15 protein-coding genes are annotated in these 17478 nt (G+C 74.8%); 4 read left to right on the top strand and 11 right to left on the bottom strand.

All coding sequences use genetic code 11. From position 1 onward, the window contains the following. Positions 1-97: 97 nt before the first annotated feature. From ACZ6S5_RS02140 to ACZ6S5_RS02175, 8 genes are all read right to left on the bottom strand, one after another. Positions 98-754 (bottom strand): hypothetical protein, encoded by a 657-nt coding sequence (locus ACZ6S5_RS02140; RefSeq protein WP_465996819.1) that lies wholly within the window; start codon positions 752-754, stop codon positions 98-100. A 202-nt stretch (positions 755-956) separates the two neighbouring features. Further along, positions 957-1736: an anti-sigma factor family protein gene (locus ACZ6S5_RS02145; protein WP_465996820.1), complete on the bottom strand. Its 780-nt coding sequence runs from the start codon at positions 1734-1736 to the stop codon at positions 957-959. Then, positions 1733-2428 carry a sigma-70 family RNA polymerase sigma factor gene (locus tag ACZ6S5_RS02150; protein ID WP_465996821.1) on the bottom strand — a complete coding sequence of 232 codons (696 nt, stop codon included), beginning with the start codon at positions 2426-2428 and terminating at the stop codon, positions 1733-1735. The genes ACZ6S5_RS02145 and ACZ6S5_RS02150 overlap by 4 nt, the downstream gene beginning before the upstream one ends. 82 nt (positions 2429-2510) lie before the next feature. Then, positions 2511-3368 carry a spermidine synthase gene (locus ACZ6S5_RS02155; RefSeq protein ID WP_465996823.1) on the bottom strand — a complete coding sequence of 286 codons (858 nt, stop codon included), beginning with the start codon at positions 3366-3368 and terminating at the stop codon, positions 2511-2513. Beyond that, positions 3368-4333: a hypothetical protein gene (locus ACZ6S5_RS02160; RefSeq protein WP_465996824.1), complete on the bottom strand. Its 966-nt coding sequence runs from the start codon at positions 4331-4333 to the stop codon at positions 3368-3370. Before ACZ6S5_RS02160 ends, ACZ6S5_RS02155 begins: the two co-directional genes overlap by 1 nt. Beyond that, positions 4330-6804 carry an AAA family ATPase gene (locus ACZ6S5_RS02165; protein WP_465996826.1) on the bottom strand — a complete coding sequence of 825 codons (2475 nt, stop codon included), beginning with the start codon at positions 6802-6804 and terminating at the stop codon, positions 4330-4332. The genes ACZ6S5_RS02160 and ACZ6S5_RS02165 overlap by 4 nt, the downstream gene beginning before the upstream one ends. Continuing rightward, a complete protein-coding gene (locus ACZ6S5_RS02170) occupies positions 6804-7952 on the bottom strand; it encodes an exonuclease SbcCD subunit D (protein ID WP_465996980.1) in 1149 nt (382 codons plus the stop codon). Before ACZ6S5_RS02170 ends, ACZ6S5_RS02165 begins: the two co-directional genes overlap by 1 nt. Before the next feature lie 11 nt (positions 7953-7963). Beyond that, positions 7964-9712 (bottom strand): ATP-binding protein, encoded by a 1749-nt coding sequence (locus ACZ6S5_RS02175; protein WP_465996828.1) that lies wholly within the window; start codon positions 9710-9712, stop codon positions 7964-7966. A gap of 230 nt (positions 9713-9942) precedes the next feature. Between ACZ6S5_RS02175 and ACZ6S5_RS02180 the strand changes: the two genes are divergently transcribed. Next, positions 9943-11580, top strand: coding sequence for a hypothetical protein (locus tag ACZ6S5_RS02180; protein WP_465996830.1), 1638 nt, complete (start codon positions 9943-9945; stop codon positions 11578-11580). A gap of 6 nt (positions 11581-11586) precedes the next feature. On the opposite strand, the gene ACZ6S5_RS02185 is transcribed toward ACZ6S5_RS02180, so the two are convergent. Beyond that, positions 11587-11997, bottom strand: coding sequence for a DUF7144 family membrane protein (locus ACZ6S5_RS02185; RefSeq protein ID WP_465996831.1), 411 nt, complete (start codon positions 11995-11997; stop codon positions 11587-11589). Between the two features lie 325 nt (positions 11998-12322). Between ACZ6S5_RS02185 and ACZ6S5_RS02190 the strand changes: the two genes are divergently transcribed. Beyond that, entirely contained in the window at positions 12323-13867 is a 1545-nt protein-coding gene (locus ACZ6S5_RS02190) for a M4 family metallopeptidase (protein ID WP_465996833.1), read from the top strand. A 185-nt stretch (positions 13868-14052) separates the two neighbouring features. Here ACZ6S5_RS02190 and ACZ6S5_RS02195 read toward each other — a convergent pair whose 3' ends face one another. After that, on the bottom strand, positions 14053-14880 hold the full coding sequence (locus tag ACZ6S5_RS02195) for an alpha/beta fold hydrolase (protein WP_465996835.1): 828 nt from the start codon (positions 14878-14880) through the stop codon (positions 14053-14055). Positions 14881-14952: 72 nt separating this feature from the next. Here ACZ6S5_RS02195 and ACZ6S5_RS02200 point away from each other — a divergent pair, with 72 nt between their 5' ends. Further along, positions 14953-16041, top strand: coding sequence for a sigma-70 family RNA polymerase sigma factor (locus tag ACZ6S5_RS02200; protein WP_465996837.1), 1089 nt, complete (start codon positions 14953-14955; stop codon positions 16039-16041). Here the strand turns inward: ACZ6S5_RS02200 and ACZ6S5_RS02205 are convergent. Beyond that, positions 15987-16772 carry a pyrimidine reductase family protein gene (locus ACZ6S5_RS02205; protein WP_465996839.1) on the bottom strand — a complete coding sequence of 262 codons (786 nt, stop codon included), beginning with the start codon at positions 16770-16772 and terminating at the stop codon, positions 15987-15989. The genes ACZ6S5_RS02200 and ACZ6S5_RS02205 overlap by 55 nt on opposite strands. 150 nt (positions 16773-16922) lie before the next feature. Here ACZ6S5_RS02205 and ACZ6S5_RS02210 point away from each other — a divergent pair, with 150 nt between their 5' ends. Then, positions 16923-17468: a plasmid pRiA4b ORF-3 family protein gene (locus ACZ6S5_RS02210; protein ID WP_465996841.1), complete on the top strand. Its 546-nt coding sequence runs from the start codon at positions 16923-16925 to the stop codon at positions 17466-17468. Positions 17469-17478 lie beyond the last annotated feature (10 nt).

Consider the following 17478-nt stretch of genomic DNA (forward strand, 5'->3'; position numbering starts at 1 on the left):
GGACGCCGGGCGCTGCCGGTGCGCCCGGCGTCCGGGTTCACGACGGTGGCCGGCCGCGCCCTCCCCGGCTGCGACCGGCCACCGTGTCCCTGCGGCGTCAGTAGGAGTAGCCGCCGCCGTCCGAGCCGCCCGAGTCACCGCTGGCCGGCGGGGCGACCGGCTTCGGGGTGCCGGTGGGCACGCAGGTCAGGTTCTTCTTGCCGTTCTGGTCGATCACCCACCAGGTGCCGCCGACCCCCTGGCCCTTCCACTGGCCGGGCTTCTTGTCACCGATGTAGCGGTAGACCGGCCAGCCCGCGATGGTGAGCTGCCGGGTGCCGTCCTGGCGGGTGACCGTGCCGACCTTGTCGTCGGAGATGCCCTGCAGCTGAGGGTTGCCGTCGGTCAGCGCGGGCGGCCAGACCTGGGCGCACTTGTCCACGCAGTTGGACTGCGGCGGGTCGGCCGAGTCCTTGTCGAAGCGGTAGAGGACCCAGCCGTCCTGGTCGGTGACGACGTTGCCCATCCGGGGGACCTTCTTGCCGATCAACTGGTCGGTGAGCTGTACGTCGGCCGAGGGTGCGCCCTGGTCGGTGCTCGGGGCGTCCGCGGTCGCGGAGGCCTCCGGCTCGGCCGTCGCGGTGGGTTCGGCCGCGGCGACGGCGACCGGCTCGGCCGCGCTCGAGTTCGCCCCGTCGTAGCCCGCGGGGGCGCAGGCCGTTAGTGCGACCATCGCGCTCGCGACGATGACGGTCGTCCGCTTCAGGTGTGCCACGTGCCCTCCTCAGTCTTGGCAGTTCGTCGAGTAGTACGGGCAGCGCGCTGTCAAGGTTGAAGGGAGAAGGGTGACCCATTTCACAGTGGACTGGTTGAACCGTTCCGGCCGCCGGCACGTGCGGGTGCACGTCGGGCCATCCCGTCCGGACATGCCGGAACGGCGCCGGGGTGTCGCTGCCCGGCGCCGGCGGTGCGGCGGATCAGAGGTCGGCCACCGTCACCAGTGGGGTGGCGACGCCGTTCGCGTCGACCGACTGCACCTGGATCTTCGCGATGTCGTCCCGGGTGGCGGCGGTGGACGCGGTCAGCTCGAGGGGCAGTTGGTTGGTGCTCGTCCCGTAGCCGCCGCCGGGCACCGACCAGGTGGAGACCACCTCGCTGGTGTTGTTCTTCCGGACCACCACCAGCCGGCAGGTACGCGGGCCGGGCAGCTTGGTGAGCCGCACGTTGACCTCGGTGCCGTACTCCTTGGTGACCAGGAACATGGTGGTCTCCACGCCGGTGCCCGGGTCGGTGGCGTCGTGCTGCTCGCCCGGAATCGGCTCGGGACCGCCGATCCCGATACCCGTGCCGCTCGGCTCGGGTGAGGGGGCGGCGGTGGGCACTGTCGGTGCCGGGTCGGCCTGCTGGAACTGCCGGTCGTCGTGGAAGACCGTGGCGAAGCCGACCCCGGTCAACGCGCCGAAGGCCACCACGGCCGCCGCCGCCACCAGGAGCTGCCGCAGCCGGGTCCGCCGCCGGTCCCGGCGGACCGCCATCAGCGTCCGGTCCAGCAGGGCGGGGTCCGTGTGGGTCTGCTCCAGCGCCGTCATCGTCTCGCCGTCGATGCCGGAGAGCAGCCCCACCACGGGGACCATCGTCTCCAGCTCCGCGGCGCACGCCCAACAGGTGGCGAGGTGCTCCTCGAACCGCTCCGCGTCCTGCGGATCCAGCACGCCGAGCGCGTACGCGGCGACGTCCATGTGGTCTGCCCGGCTCATTCGGTCACCCCCCTCTCCTGCAGAGCCGTGCGCAGGGCGCGCAGCGCGTAGTAGACGCGCGACTTCGCGGTGCCGAGCGGAAGGCCCAGCTCCTCGGCCGCCTCGGGCACGGTACGCCCCCGGAAGTACGTCGCCACCAGGATCTCCCGGTGGGACTGGCTCAGGGTACGCAGCGCGTCGGCCACCGTCATCGTGCGCAGCACCCGGTCGGTGCTGTCCGCCTCGGCGAACGCGGTCAGGTCCCGGTCGTACGTCTCCGCCGGGCGGGCCTGCTCGCTGCGGTGCTCGTCGATGGCGATCCGCCGGGCCACCGTGACCAGCCACGGGCGCAGCGAGCCCTGGCCCTGGACGCCCAGCCGGTGCGCGTTGCGCCAGGCCCGCAGCAGCGTCTCCTGCACGATGTCCTCGGCGCGCTGGCGGTCACCGCCGGTCAGCCGCATCACGAACATCAGCAGCGGCCCCGCGTGCTCCGCGTAGAGCAGCCGGATCAGCTGGTCGGAGTGACTGGCCTCGGTGGACGCCGCGTGGCGCCCGGGCGCCGGTCGCGGCGTCACCGGGTCATTCTGGCGATCCCCGGACCGGGCGTCGACCCCGCGGCCCGACCTGGACGCGCGCGACTGGGGCTCCGCCCGGGCGAACATCCACTCGGGCCTCGCCGCATCGCCGTGCCAGCCGGCCGCCACCGCATGCATGCAGACCTCCGGGTGTCCGATGACATCAGCCGGCCCCCACGGGCGTGGCCGCCCGGTGATACGGAGCGGTCAGCCGAGCGGATCAACGACGCACGGAAAAAGTTCCGGGCGGCGGCGGGGTGGAGTCGGTGGCGTCCGCGTCCCCGACCACCGGGGCGCCCCCGGCGAACCGGTCCAGCTCACCGCCGGCCAGCACCCGGCCGGGGAACCAGTCCCCGGCGGCCCGCCGGGTCAGCTCCGGCACCGGCGGCTCGACCCGGGACGCGACCAGCACCAGGTTGCCGTAGCGCCGGCCGCGCAGCACCGCCGCGTCGCCTATCAGGCAGGCCCGGGGCAGCACCGTGCGCACCGTGGCGACCTGGGCGCGGGCGTGCCGCAGCGGCGGGCCGTCGGCGATGTTGGCCAGGTAGGACCCGTCCGGCCGGAGCACCCGGGCCACCTCGGCCGCGTACTCCACCGAGGTCAGGTGGGCCGGGGTGCGGGCGCCCGCGAAGACATCGGCCACCACCACGTCGTAGCTGGCGTCCCGGCTCGACGTCAGCGTGGCCCGGGCGTCGGCCACCCGGACCCGCAGCCGCGGGTCGTTCGGCCAGGGCAGCGCCCGGCGGACCAGGTCCACCAGCGCGCCGTCCACCTCGGACACCCGCTGGGTGGAACCGGGCCGGGTCGCGGTCACGTAGCGTGGCAGGGTCAGCGCGCCGCCGCCCAGGTGCAGCACCCGCAGCGGGGCGCCGGGCGGGGCGACCAGGTCGATTGCGGCGGCCAGCCGGCGCACGTACTCGAACTCCAGGTGCGTCGGGTCGGTCAGGTCCACGTGCGACTGCGGGGCGCCGTCGAGCAGCAGCGTCCAGGAGCCCGCCCGGTCCGGGTCCGGCGCCAGCTCGGCCCGCCCGGTGTCGACCTGCTCGACCACCCGGTCGGCGCCGCGCCGGCGGCCCATCAGCGGCGGATCCCCCGGGCCGCCCCGGTCAGCACCCGGTGCAGCAGGCGGGCGTCGCCGAGCAGCCCGCGCAGCCGGCGTTCCAGGCCGGCGATCGGGATCAGGTTCTGCGGGGCGCGCGGGTCCTTGTACGGGCTGGAGGCGAACCGGGGGAGGGTGACCAGGGAGAGGTCCGCCAGCTCGATCGCCTCGGCCTCGGTCAACTCGGCCGAGCACTCCATCCGGACGATGCCCGCCCAGGGCGCGCCGCCGGCGACCGGCAGCCGCAGGTACCAGGAGTAGCCGCCCCACGCGGTGCCCAGCCGGAAGACCGGGCAGCGCTGGCCCGGCGCGAGCCCGGTGACCACCGCCGTCAGCCGGGCGTCCAGGTACTGGCTGTGCTGGGTCTTGATGTAGCCGAGGGTGCGGGGCAGGTTGCGGCGGCTGCGCAGCGGCCCGTCCACCACCAGCAGGTCACCGTCGGTGCGTACCGCGTCGGAGACGGCCACCTCCAGCGCGGTCAGCGGCGCCTGCACCGCGGCCGGCAGCTTGCTCAGCTCACCGGTGCCGCCGACCCGGTGCACCGGGTAGCGGATCGAGCCGGCCAGCACGTCCTGCATGGACGGGCTGGCGGTGAACAGCCCTCGACCCACCTTCGCCCCGGCCAGCTCCGCCGCGCCGCGGTCCAGGTCGCAGCGGACCACCCCGGCGGCGTACGAGGCGGCGATGCCCGGGTACGAGCCGCCGTCGTCCTCGGCCGTCCAGACGCTGGCGTCGATCCGGCGCACCCCGTCGACCAGCAGCACCACGTCCGGCGCGGCCAGGTCCGGCCGGGCCCCGACGGCCCGCCAGTCGGTGGCCGGCAGCTCGACGTCGGCGTCGACCTGGGCGCTGCTCGGCGCCGCCGGCCCGCCCCCGCCGGCCGCCTCGAACGACGCCCCGTACGCCGGGTCCCACGCGTCGACGAAGAACCGAGGCTGACTCACAGGCCGGTCCGTTCCACCCGGGCGGTACGCGCGTCCTTGCGGACCTCGAAGCGGACCGGGATCCGCTCGGCGAGCGCCGGCACGTGGGTGACCACGCCGACCATCCGGTCGCCCCGGGCGGCCAGATTTTCCAGGGTCGCCGCGACGGTGTCCAGGGTGGCCGCGTCCAGGGTGCCGAAGCCCTCGTCGAGGACGATCGACTCCAGGCTGGCCGCGGTGGTGGACATGCCGGCGAGCTGCTCGGAGAGCGCGAGGGCCAGCGCCAGCGAGGCCTGGAACGTCTCCCCGCCCGACAGCGTGCGCACGCCCCGGCGCAGCCCGGCGTCGTGGTGGTCGACGACGAAGAACTCGCCCTTGTCGTGCACCAGGTCGTACTGGCCGTTGGAGAGTTCGCGCAGGATCCGCGACGCGCCGTCGACCAGCAGGTCCAGCGCCTCGGCCAGCAGCCAGCGCTCGAAGTTGTTGGCCCGCAGGTGCCCGGCCAGGGCCCGGGCGACCCGGGCCTCCCGCTCGTGCCCGGCCCGCTGCTCGTGCAGCTCGGCGGCCTGCTCGCGGCGCTCCTCCAGCCGGCGCAGCTCCGCCTCGGCCCGCTCCACCGCCACCGCCGCGTCCCGCAGCGGGTCGCCCGCCCCGTCCAGCCCGGCGGCGGTGAACAGCCCGGCGATCCGCTCCTCGACCTCGCCGGCCGCGGCCTGCGCCGCGTCGACCGCGGCGACCAGCCCGTCCCGGTCCGCCCGCCGCCGCCCGGCCTGGTCGCCGGCCCAGCCGGCGAGGGCGGTCCAGGCGGCGGCCACGTCGTCGCGATCGGCGGCGGGCGGGCCGAACCGGGCCAGCCCGTCCCGGGTGGCGTCGAAGTCCCGCCACGCGCGGCGCAGCCGCTCCTCCGCCCCGTCGAGCGCGCCCCGGGCCCGGCGGGCGGCGTCCCGGCCGGTCCGGACCGCGCCGGCCGCCTCCTCCAGCGCGCGGCGCAGCCGGGCGTGCTCGGCCAGGGCCTCCCGCAGCGTCTCCGGCGCGGCGGCGTCGGCGAGCTGCGTGTCCAGCTCCGTGAGCCGGGCCCGGAGCTGGTCGTGCTCGGCACGGGCGCGCAGCAGCGCCCGGTCCAGCTCGCGGGCGGCGGCGTCGCGCTCCTGCACCACCCGCTTCGCCGCCTCGCTGGCCGTCCGGGCCACCTTGCCGGCCTGGATCGCCCGGGCCACCGCCGACTCCGCGGGCACCGCCGGCACCCGGAGGACCACCTGCTCGCAGACCGGGCACGCGCCGCCGTCGACCAGGTGCGCCCGTAGCGCCACCGCCTGGTCGGTGGCCTTGGCCTCCTCGTGCGCCCGGAACGCCGCCTCCAGCTGTGCCACGGCCCGCTCGGCGGCGGCCCGGGCGTCGGCGAGCGCGCCGGCCGCCGCGTCGTGCTCGGCCTGCGCCGCGGTCACCGCCGTGTGTACGGTCGCCACCTCGCCGGTCAGCCGCTCCCGGTCGGCGTGCGCCTTGAGCAGCAGGCGCAGCGCGCTCTCGTCGCCGGCCGCGGCCAGCTCGCCGCGCAGCTTCTCCTCGCGGTCCTCCGCCAGCCCGACCGCCGCCGCGGCGTCGTCCGCCGCCGTGCGGGCGGTGGCCACCGCCCGGGCCAGCTCGGTGGTCCCGTCCGGCGGCCGGACCCCGGCCAGCACGGCCAGCTCCGCGTCGAGCGCGGCGAGCGCCGCCGCCTGCTCCCGCGCCGTCGCCCGGGCCCGGTCCCGCTCCGGTACGGCGGCCGCGACCGCCCCGGCCAGCTCGCGCATCCGGTCGACCCGCTGCCGAACCCCGGCGAGGGTCTCGTCGTCGACGTCGGCGAGCCCGCCGAGCATCTTGTCGACCGTCTCCAGCTTCGCCTCGGCCTGGCCGGCGCGCTCGGTGGCCTTCTTCTGCACCTCCTCGTAGACGCCGAGGCCGAGCAGGTTGACCAGAATCTGCTGCCGGGTGGCCGGCTTGGCGTGCAGGAAGTCGGCGAACTGCCCCTGCGGCAGCACCACGCAGCTGGTGAACTGCTCGTACGGCAGGCCGACCGCGTCCAGCACCGCCTGTTCCATCTCGGCGGGGGTGCCGGCCACCACCTCGCCGAGGTCCTCCGGGCTGAGCCCGGTGTCGAGCTTGGTCACGTCGAAGCCGGGCGGCATCAGCTGCAACCCGGCGTTGGCGGTCTTCACCGTGCCCCGGCCGTCCCGGCGGACCACCCGGGTGGCCACGTACCGGTCGCCGGCGGATTCGAAGACCAGCCGCACCCGGGCCTCGGTGGCCGAGGGGGCGAGCGCGTTGGCCAGCCCCCGGGTGCCGCCCCAGCGGGGGACCGTGCCGTAGAGCGCGAAGCAGATCGCGTCGAGCACCGTCGACTTGCCGGAGCCGGTCGGCCCGATCAGGGCGAAGAAGTCCGCGTCGGTGAAGTCGACAGTGGTCTCCTCGCGGAAGACGGTGAAGCCCGCCATATCCAGCCGCATCGGCCGCATCAGTGATCCACCTCCTCGAGCAGCTCGTCGAAGAGTTCCTGGACGCCCTCGTCGGCGTGCCCCCGGCTGCCCAGGTAGTCGGCGAAGAGCTCGCGCGGCGAGCGGCCGGCCCGCTGCGCGGTGCGGGTGCCGCTGCCAGGGGCGGGCAGCAGCTCCGGGTCGATCCGGATCTCCAACGCGCGGGGCAGCAGCTCCTGCACCTCCTCGCGCAGCCCGGCGCGGGGCTGCTCGCGGACGTAGACCCGCAGCCAGCCCTCGGGGGCGTCGAGCTCGGCGAGCTGGGCCAGCGTGCCCCGGACGGTGCGCAGCGGCACCGCGCCCGGCACCGGCACCTCCCGGACCTGCGCGGCGGTCGTCGCGGTGACCTCGACGATCGTCACCGAGCCGACGTTCTCCTGCTCGCCGAAGTCGACCGCGAGGGGGCTGCCGCTGTAGCGGATCGGGCAGGGGCCGATCACCCGCTGGGAGCGGTGCAGGTGGCCCAGCGCCACGTAGTGCGCGGTGCCGGGGAAGACGGTGGCGGGGACCGCGTAGCCCAGCACGGTGTGCGCGTCCCGCTCGCCGCCGCCGGTGCTCGCCCCGACCACGGTGAGGTGGGCGGTGACCAGGTGCACCCGGTCCGGCTCGGCGAAGCCCTCGGCGAGCCGGGCGAGGACCCGGCCGAGATGGTCGGCGTACGTCTGGTTGGCCTCGGCGGGGGTCAGCTCGTACATCTCCACGGCGCGGACCGCGTACCGCTGGGAGAGGAAGGGCAGCGCGGCGAGCTGCCAGCGCTCGCCGCCGGCGGTGACCCCGTCGATGACGTGCTCGGCCGGGTTGTCCCGCACGCTGCCGCGCAGCGTGATGCCGGCCGCCTCGGCCCACGGGCGCAGCGCGTCGAGGGCCTGCCCGTTGTCGTGGTTGCCGCCGATCGCCACCACGTCCGCCCCGGTCCGGCGCAGCGCGGTCAGCGCGCGGGTGACCAGCCGGGTCGCCTCCGGGGTGGGGGCGGCGGTGTCGTACAGGTCGCCGGCCACGATGACCAGGTCGGGTCGCTCGGTCCGGGCGATCTCGATCACCTGGGCGAGGACCTGCTTGTGCTCCTCGGCGCGGGACTGCCCCTTGAGCACCTTGCCGACGTGCCAGTCGGACGTGTGCAGGATCTTCACGCTCACCAGCCCTAGAACGGGATGTCGTCGTCGGAGGCGCCGGAGCCGACCACCGCGAACGGGTCGGCCGCCTGGGTGATCGAGCGGAGCGTCTCCGAGGGCGCCCGGCCGGCCTCGGAGACCCGGGTCGCCCAGGCCGGGAAGGGGAACTCCAGGCAGAGCGGCACCGGGATGTCCGGCTGGTTGACGAACATGGTGCCCGGCTTGGCCAGCAGCGCCCGCTGGCGCTGGGCGGGCGGGAGGAAGCCGTACTCCGGGCGGGACGCCTCGGCCGGGTCGAGCCGGCCGACCACCCGGATCGCCGAGTTGGTGACGATCCGCCGCTCCACCTCGCTGGCGGTCTGCTGCGCGCCGACCAGGATCACCCCGAGCGAGCGGCCCCGCTCGGCGATGTCGAGCAGCACCTCCTTGATCGGGGAGGAGCCCTCGCGCGGGGCGTACTTGTTGAGCTCGTCGAGCACCACGAAGAGCAGCGGCTTGGCGGTGCCGGCCTTCTCCTTGCGCTCGAACTCGCTCTTGAGCGTCACGCCGACCACGAAACGCTGCGCCCGGTCCGGCAGGTTGTGCAGGTCGACCACGGTGACCTGGGCGCTCTCCGACGTGTTGATCGAGTGCGGGCGGCGGGTGGCCAGGTCGCCCCGGATCAGCCGGCCCAGGTCCTTCTTGCTGCCGATCAGCCGGCGGGCGAACGCGTTGACCGTGCCCAGGCCAACCGCGCTGCCGGCCCAGTCGCCCCGGGTCTCGTCGTCGTTGAGCTGCTCGACGATGTGGTCGACCAGGTCGGTGTAGGACCCCAGCCGCACCCCGTCGATGCTCACCCCGCCGTCCGCGGGCTGGGCGTACCGGGCCAGGTGGGCGGCGACCGAGTGGACCACCATCGTGTACTGCTGCCGCTCGTCGTCGGCGTCGGCGAAGACGTAGGGCAGCAGGCGGTCGGCGCAGAACTCGGTGAGCGTCCAGTAGAAGCTGTCGACCCCGGTGAGCCGGCTGCTCACGTCCGGCGTGCCGGACGAGTCGCCGACGCGGGGCGGCGCGTGGACCCGGACGTCGGGGAAGGCCCCGGCGGTCAGGCCGAGCTTCGCGTAGCCGGCCCGGGTGGCGTCGTCGAGCCGGGCGTTGGGGTGGTCGAGGAAGAGCAGGTCCTCACCCTTGACGTTGAAGATGAGCGCCTTGGCGTTGACCGCGTCGCCGCCCAGCACCCCGGACCGGAAGACCGAGTAGAGCAGGAACGTGGCGAAGCTGGTCTTGGTCGCCACCCCGGAGATGCCGGAGATGGAGACGTGCGCGCCCCGGGTGCCGTCGAGGAAGTCGGCGTTGAGGTAGACCGGGACGCCGTCGCGGCCCATGCCCATCGGGATGCGCCGCTCCATCCGGTCGAAGTGCAGCGCCCGGGCCCGGGCGTCGCCCTCGGCCCGGTGCACCACCGCGCCCGGGGTGGGCGGCACGTAGAACTCCGGGTCGACCCGGGTGGTGGTGATCTCGGCGGCCTCCTGCACCTGGGCCGGCAGCGTGCCGTCGGCGATGGCGAAGACGTCCGAGTCGAACTGCGCCCCCTCGTGCCGGGCGCGCACCTGGGTGACCACCCCGGCGATGGTCACCGGCTCGCGGTCGGGCAGCTCGCGGCGGGTGACCACCACGTCGTCGAGTTGCAGGTAGCTGCCGGGGGAGACGGCGGTCCAGAAGGTGAGCGGGGTGGCGTCGGCGGTGCCCAGCACCCGGCCGACCCCGTCGCCGGGGCCGTCGATCAGGTCGTCGGTCATCGGCGGTCTCCGGTCGGCTGGTCGTCTGGGTCGCGGCGCACGACCTGCATCCTGCCCGAGGGATGCGACAGGTTGCCACGCGACGCGGCGGACACCACGCAGGTGTCGAGCCCGCCTCGCTCCGCGCGGTCGACCGGCGACCGTCCGTACGCGGGCCGGCCCGCCGATTCCCACCCGGCCCGGCCCGGCGGCGCGAGATCCTGCAAGGGGCGAGGGAGCGGGGGCGGGGCGTGGAGTCGCTGCGGCGGAGGCGGACGGTCGGGTTGCTCCTGCTCGCCGTGCTGCCGGCGGTGGTCGAGGAGGCGATCCTGGTCGGCATCGGCTATGGCGGGGCGCGCGCCCTCGCCCCCCAGGCCACGGGCGTCTGGCCGTACGACTCGTACCACGACCTGCGCTGGCTGCTCGTCTACCACAACTCGTGGTGGCATTTCCTCCTCGGGCTGGTGGGCCTCACCGCCCTGCGCGGGCTGCTGTCCGCGGGGCTGACCGCGCTGGCCTGGCCCGCGCAGGTGCAGCGCCCCCCGTTCCGCTGGCTGGTCCGGCGGAACCTGGAGGTCGCCGCCCTCGCCGCGGTGATCATCTCCCCGTGGGCCGCGCTCTCGGTCGCGTTCTCGGTGGTCGCGCTCTCCTGGTACCTGCTCGCCTCGCTGATCCCGATGCTGGTGCTCGCCCCGTTCCTGCAACGCGCCGGGGTAATCGGGACCTGGTGGCGCGGGCTGCCCACGATCGAGCTGCTCGGCTGGTCGGTGCTCAGCTTCGTGGTGCTCACCTTCGCGGGTGCGCTGATCTCCAGCACCCGTGGTTGGTGGGGCATCGTGGTGGCCGGTCTGGCCGGGGTGGCGAACGGCCTGCTCTGGCGGCAGACCGTGACGGCGGCTGCGCTGCCCGCGCGGATCCGCTGGCCGCGGGTTCCGGTGGCACCGGTGGCCATCGTCCTGACCATGGCCGGCGCGGTGGCGGCGCAGTCGCTCATCGGCCTCGCGGTGGGCAAGCCGGGCGAGTGGACGCCACCCGTGGTGAGCGAGCGGTTGCCGGACCGGGTGCCGCACGCGGTGATCGCCATCGCCGGGCACGACTCGGAGTGGAACGGGCGTCCGCCGGTGGACCCACGGGTGGAGCGCTTCTCCTACGCCGGGCTCGACCAGCAGGGACGTCCGCTGCCGTACGCCCCGGAAGCCACCCACCGCTCGCTGGACTCCAGCGCGGTCCTGCTGGCCGCGCAGGTCGAGGCGCTGCACCGGCGTACCGGCCGGCCGGTCGCCCTGCTCGGGTCCAGCGAGGGCGCGATGGTGGCGCGGACCTACCTGGACAAGTGGTCGAAGCCGACGCCGGTGGAGGCGGCGATGCTGTTCAGTCCGCTGATCCGGCCCGGGCGGGCCTACTATCCACCGCCGGGCCACAGCGGCTGGGGCGTGGCCACCGGGTGGGAGTTGCGCGGGATCTTCTGGCTGGCGAACCTCGGCCGCGAGGTGAGGAGCGGACCGGACGAGCCGTTCGTGCGGTCGGTGCTGGCCGACGCGCCGTTCTATCGCAACCGCACGCTCTGCCCGGTGCCGGGCGTCCGCATGGTCGCCTTCCTGCCGACCGTCAGCGCGGCCGAGGCGCCGCCCGGCGAGTACAGCCGGGTGCCGGTGTTCCAGTTGCCCGCCTTCCACGGGGGGCTGGTCGGCCGACGGGCCGCCGAGGACCGGGTGATCGACTTCCTGGCCGGCGGCCGGATCCACCAGCCCCGGCGGGAGTACGACCTGTTCCAGCGGCTGGGCTCCGCCTGGCAGGCGCCGCCGCTCGCCCTGGTGATCAACCCGGTGTGGGCGGCCAACCGGGAGGCCGACCCGGCGTTCACCGGCCGGATCTGCGAACCCCGCTGAACCGCCTCAGCCGCCGGCCCGGACAGCGTGGCGGCGCCGGATCAGCAGCCGGACGGCCGCGCCGTTGAACCCGACCACGAAGACCGCCTGGACCGGCGCGTACGGGAAGAGCAGCACGTCCACGGCGATCGCCAGCGCGGCGCACCAGATCGCCGTCCCGGCGGTGCCGCGCCGCCCGGTGACGGCCAGCAGCCCGGCGAGCGCCACGGCCGCCGCGATCGCCACGTGCAGCCAGGCCCAGCCGGTGATGTCGAGCTGGTAGACGCCGCCCGGGGTCACCGCCATGAAGGGGTCCGCCGCCGTGTGGGCGTAGGCGGCCACCACGTCGACCAGGCCCGAGGCGACCAGCAGTCCCCCGGCGAGCAGTGGCCGGTCGGCGTCGGCCGGATCCGTCCCGGCCACCCGAGGTGAACGCATTTCCCCTGGTTAAGGCCATCGGCGCGGCGGCGGGGCCGGGCGTTCGAGGTGCGGCGGACCGGCCGGCGGGTCCCCCTCTCGGCCTCGCCGTTATGAACGGGTCGCGAAAAGTAGTGGAAAAAATCTTGGCCGCAAGGCGTGACAGACATGGGCCTCGTGGCGCAAGAATGTGCAACAACGCATCGAGGATCTTTCCTCCGTCGATCCCGTGTGCGTCGTCACGCCCTGTCACCTGCGGGGACGTGGCCGACCCGCCGCCCAGCACCGGCGGGTCCCGTCGGTCGGTACCCCCCCGACCGGCAGTCCTAGTGAAGGTAGGAGCTCCATGCGTCGTACCACTCTCCTGGGCGGCCTGGCCACGGCCGCGCTGCTGGCCGCCGCCGGCAGCCTGCCGACCACCGCCTCCGCCGCCCCCGTGTCCGGTGACGCGTTCACCCGCGCGGTGGCCCAGCTCAAGGCCCACTCGGGCAGCGCACTCGTCGCCGACGGCCAGTCGTTCACCCTGCAGAACGTGCTGACCGACGCCGACGGCACCGAGCACGTCCGGCTGCACCGCTACCAGGACGGCCGGCCGGTCCTGGGCGGTGACACGGTCGTCCACCTGGGCAAGGGCAACACCTGGCGCGGCGCCAGCCAGACCCTGTCCGTGGCCCCGACCCGGGGCGCGAAGGCGAAGATCAGCGAGGCGGCCGCCGGCCGCGCCGCGCTGGCCACCGCCACCGCCGCCGGCGCCCGGGTCGACGGCAGCCAGCTCGTCTACGACGCCGACGCGACCGGCACCGCCCTGGCGTACCAGGTCGTGGTCAGCGGCGTGCGCGCCGACGGCACCCCGAGCCAGCTCAACGTGCTGGTCGACGCCACCACCGGCAAGGTCCGCGACTCGTGGGACGCCATCCAGACCGACGGCACCGGCAACACCTTCCACTCCGGCTCGGTCGCGGTGGGCACCACCCTCTCCGGCGGCACCTACCAGCTCAACGACGGCGCCCGGGGCGGCCACAAGACCTACGACCTGAACGGTGGCACCAGCGGCACCGGCACCCTGGTCACCAGCGCCTCGAACGTCTTCGGTGACGGCACGCTGGCCAACCGGCAGACCACCGCCGCGGACGCGGCCTACGGCGCGGCCGAGACCTGGGACTACTACAAGAACACGTTCGGCCGCAACGGTATCCGCAACGACGGGGTCGCCGCGTACAGCCGGGTGCACTACAGCGCCAACTACGTCAACGCGTTCTGGAGCGACTCCTGCTTCTGCATGACCTACGGTGACGGTGACGCCTCCCAGGGCTGGACGCCGCTCACCTCGCTGGACGTCGCCGGGCACGAGATGAGCCACGGCGTCACCAGCAACACCGCGGGCCTGCGCTACAGCGGCGAGTCGGGCGGCCTCAACGAGGCCACCAGCGACATCTTCGGCACCCTGGTCGAGTTCTACGCCGCCAACAGCAACGACCCGGGCGACTACCTGATCGGCGAGGAGCTGCGCACCAACGGCACCCCGCTGCGCTGGATGGACAAGCCGTCCAAGGACGGCGCGTCGGCCGACTGCTACAGCAACATGGTGAAGAGCCTGGACGTGCACTACTCCTCGGGCGTGGCGAACCACTTCTTCTACCTGCTCGCCGTCGGCAGCGGCTCGTCGTCCTACGGCAACAGCCCGACCTGCAACGGCAGCACCGTGACCGGCATCGGCAACGCCAAGGCCGGCGCGATCTGGTACCGCGCGCTCACCACCTACATGACCTCGCGGACCGGCTACTCGGGCGCCCGCACCGCCACCCTGTCGGCCGCCGCCGACCTGTACGGCGCCGGCAGCGCCGAGTACAACACCGTGGCCGCCGCCTGGTCGGCCGTCTCGGTCAACTGATCGCCTGATCCGGCGTCGGCGGACTCCTCCACCGTCGGCGCCGGGAGGTAACGCCTTCCGATCGCGGGCGCGGAGTGCCACCCGGCACCCCGCGCCCGCCGTCGTCGAGGCACGGGTGCGGCCCCCGGCCGGACCCGGGTGCGGCTCAGCCCTCGGCGAGCACCTCGCCGTGGGGTGGCTCAGCCTTAGGCGAGCACCTCCCGCAGCCGGGTGGCGAACGCCGCCGGATCCTCCACGAAGCCGATGTGCCCGCCGGGGAACATCGTCGGAGCCGTCCCCAGCGCTGCGGCGAGCGCGCGCGAGGTGCGGTCGCAGACCTGGCCGGTCGACGTCTCCCCGAGACCGACGACCACCCGGGTCGGGCCGTCGCGCAGCGCGGCGACGTCGGGCCGGAACCGGGTCGTCCCGCGAATCATGTGCACGTACTGGAAGTGCTCGTCGGCGGCCGCCTGCGGGTCGGGCTCGCCGCCGTACATGGCCAGCACCAGCTCCTCCGGCAGCTGGATGCTCGCGTTGGCGAGGAACTTGCGCCCGGCGGCGAGCCGGTCTCCGGCGAGGTAGGTGGCGACCATGTCGTCCTCCCGGGCCAGCAGCTCCGTCCGGTCCTCGAGCAGCCCGAGCAGCGGCGGCTCGTGCGCGACGACCGTGTGCACCTGCTCGGGATGGGCCTGGGCGAGGGCGAGGACGGTCACCGCGCCGCCGCTGGACCCGAGCACGGCGGCCGGTCCGGCGTCGAGGTGGGTGAGGAGCCGGGACACGTCGTCGGCGCGCAGCTCGGGCGTGGAGTCCTGGTGGGGGTCGTGCAGGGCGCTGCGGCCGATGCCGCGCGGGTCGGTGGTCAGCACGGTGTGCTCCGCGGCCAGCAGGTCGGCGAGCGGCGCGAAGGCCCCGGCGTCCATCGGGGCGGCGACCAGGGCGACGAGGGGGCCCTGTCCGCGTACCTCGTAGTGGAGCCGCCCGTCGGGGACCTCCAGGATGTCGGTCGTGACGTGGGTAGTGGACGTGCTGCTCATCGGATCCTCCGGGTTCGTGGTGAGTGAGCCGTTCACCTTCCAGACTCCGCCGGTGCGGCAGAATCGTCGCTCGTGAGCGTCATTTCCACGGCCGCCGGGCCCGGGGAGCCGGGTGCGATCGACGAGGCCGCCTTCACCACGCTCGTCGCACCGCTGCGCCGGGAACTGCACGCCCACTGCTACCGCATGCTCGGCTCGACCCACGACGCCGACGACGCCCTCCAGGACACCCTGCTGCGGGCCTGGCGCGGCCTGCCCGGCTTCGCCGGACGCGGCTCACTGCGCTCCTGGCTGTACACCGTCGCGACCCGCGTCTGCCTGGACGCCATCGCCAGCCGGGGCCGCCGGGCGCTGCCGGTCGACCTCGGCCCGGCGAGTGACCGAGCCGTCCCGGACAACCGCGCGGACGAGGGCGTCGCCTGGCTCGGCCCCTACCCGGACCTCGGCCTCGCCGCAGTACCGGCCGCCCCGGACGCACGGTACGAGCAGCGCGAGGCGGTCGAGCTGGCCTTCGTTGCCGCGCTGCAACACCTACCGGGCAACCAGCGGGCCGCGCTGCTGCTCTTCGACGTCCTCGGCTACTCCGCCGCCGAGATCGCGGCCATGATGAGCACCTCGACCACCTCGGTGAACTCCGCCCTCGCGCGGGCCCGCCGGGTGCTCGCCGAGCGCGTCCCGGCCGTCACGCAGCAACGGGCCCTGCGCGCGCTCGACGACGCCCGGCTGCGCGAGATCGTCGTCCGGTACGCCACGGCCCTGGAGGATGGCGACGGCGACGCCCTGATCGCCCTGCTCACCGAGGACGTCACCTGGTCGATGCCGCCGATGCCGCACTGGTACCGAGGCATCGGGGCGGTCATGGACTTCGCCCGGGCGGCGCCGCTCGGCCCCTGCGGAGGCTGGCGACATCTGCCGGTCGGCGCGAACGGCCAGCCCGCGCTCGCCTCCTACCTGCGCCGGGGCGGGAGCGGTCCGTACCTGCCGTGGTCGATCGACGTGTTGACGCTGCGGGACGGGCGGATCGCCGAGATCACCTCGTTCCTGGACGTCGCCCAGTTCGCGGCGTTCAGGCTGCCGGCCGCGCTGCCGCCGGCACCGGCGTCCGGTCAGGCGGCGGGGGCGGCGCCGGCGGACGGCGCGGCGTCCGGGTCGCGGGCGTAGCGGAGCATCAGCACACCGTCGTCGGCGGCCAGCACGTGGCGCAGCGGCAGCCGGCGGGACGGGCTGCCGTCCCCGGCGGTGATCCGACCCGGTCCGGCGCCGGCGAGCAGCGGCGCCACGGTCAGGCAGAGCTCGTCCACCAGGTCGGCGGCGGTCAGCGCCCCGAACAGGTGCGGGCCGCCCTCGCAGAGCAACTGGTCCAGCCCGCGGCGGCGCAGCTCGGCGAGGCCGGCGGCGAGGTCGACCCGCTCCGCGCCGCAGCGGACGAGGTCGGCCACGTCGGTCAGCCCGGGTGGTGGCTCGGCCCCGGCGCGGGTGAGCACCAGCGGCCGGACCGGCGCGTCGGCGAAGCACGCCTGGGCCGGGTCCAGGTCGAGCGAGCCGGAGACCACCACCAGGGTGGGGTACTCGGCCAGGCCGTGCTCCCGTCGCCAGGCCCGGCGGTCCGCGCTCAGCCGGACCGCCCGGTAGCCCTCGTGGCGCAGCGTGCCGGCGGCCACGACCAAGCCGTCGCAGAGCATCCGGAGCAGGCCGAAGACGCGCTTGTCCGGCTCGCCGGAGAGGCCGGCCGAGTAGCCGTCCACAGTGACCGCGCCGTCGGCGCTGGCCACGAAGTTCACCCGCAGGTGGGGCCGGTCGGGGCGGCCGTAGAGCGCGGCCAACTCGGGGTCGGTCAGCGGACCGGTCGCGGGCGCCGGCCAGACCCGCGAGATGGAGGTGCCGGCGATCATTCGCCGGCCGGACCGGTGACCGGAGGGGTGGGTTCGGGGGTACGGTGCTGACAGTCGCACCACTTCCGGCCCGGACAGTCGTCGTGCCGCCGCTCCCGGCACGCTCGGCAGATCATGTGGGCAGCCTATGCCGAGGAAGGATGGGACAGCATGTCGCGGCAGATCTTCCAGCTGAACGTGTCGCTCGTCGGGGTGCGGCCCCCGGTGTGGCGGCGGGTGCTGGTCCCCGGCGGCTACACGCTGGACCGCGTGCACCGGGTGGTGCAGCACGCGATGGGCTGGCGGGACTGCCACCTGCACTCGTTCGATATCGACGGGCGCCAGTACGGCGAGCCCGACCCGGACGGCGAGCTGGCGGTCCGCGACGAGCTGGACGTCCGGCTGGACGCCGTGGTCGGCAAGGGCGACCGCTTCCGGTACCTCTACGACTTCGGCGACTGGTGGGAGCACGACCTGCTGGTGGAGGACGTCTGCGCCGCCGAACCGGACGAGCGTTACCCGGTCTGCCTGGCCGGGGAGCGGGCCTGCCCACCGGAGGGGGTCGGCGGCCCGACCGGGCACGCGGTCCTGCTGGCCGCCCTCGCCGACCCGGAGCACCCGGAGCGCCGGACCATGCGCGACTGGGCCGGCACCGGCTTCGACCCGGCCGCCTTCGATGCCGCCCGGGCCACCACCCTGCTGCGCCGCTTCTGCTGATCCTCGCCTC

The organism is Micromonospora sp. NPDC051924, assembly GCF_055586005.1.

Coding starts and splice junctions, on each gene's coding strand:
- ACZ6S5_RS02145 (WP_465996820.1), bottom strand. CDS start 1,736: ATGAGCCGGGCAGACCACATGGACGTCGCCGCGTACGCGCTCGGCGTG.
- ACZ6S5_RS02150 (WP_465996821.1), bottom strand. CDS start 2,428: ATGCATGCGGTGGCGGCCGGCTGGCACGGCGATGCGGCGAGGCCCGAG.
- ACZ6S5_RS02155 (WP_465996823.1), bottom strand. CDS start 3,368: ATGGGCCGCCGGCGCGGCGCCGACCGGGTGGTCGAGCAGGTCGACACC.
- ACZ6S5_RS02165 (WP_465996826.1), bottom strand. CDS start 6,804: ATGCGGCCGATGCGGCTGGATATGGCGGGCTTCACCGTCTTCCGCGAG.
- ACZ6S5_RS02175 (WP_465996828.1), bottom strand. CDS start 9,712: ATGACCGACGACCTGATCGACGGCCCCGGCGACGGGGTCGGCCGGGTG.
- ACZ6S5_RS02185 (WP_465996831.1), bottom strand. CDS start 11,997: ATGCGTTCACCTCGGGTGGCCGGGACGGATCCGGCCGACGCCGACCGG.
- ACZ6S5_RS02190 (WP_465996833.1), top strand. CDS start 12,323: ATGCGTCGTACCACTCTCCTGGGCGGCCTGGCCACGGCCGCGCTGCTG.
- ACZ6S5_RS02195 (WP_465996835.1), bottom strand. CDS start 14,880: ATGAGCAGCACGTCCACTACCCACGTCACGACCGACATCCTGGAGGTC.
- ACZ6S5_RS02205 (WP_465996839.1), bottom strand. CDS start 16,772: ATGATCGCCGGCACCTCCATCTCGCGGGTCTGGCCGGCGCCCGCGACC.
- ACZ6S5_RS02210 (WP_465996841.1), top strand. CDS start 16,923: ATGTCGCGGCAGATCTTCCAGCTGAACGTGTCGCTCGTCGGGGTGCGG.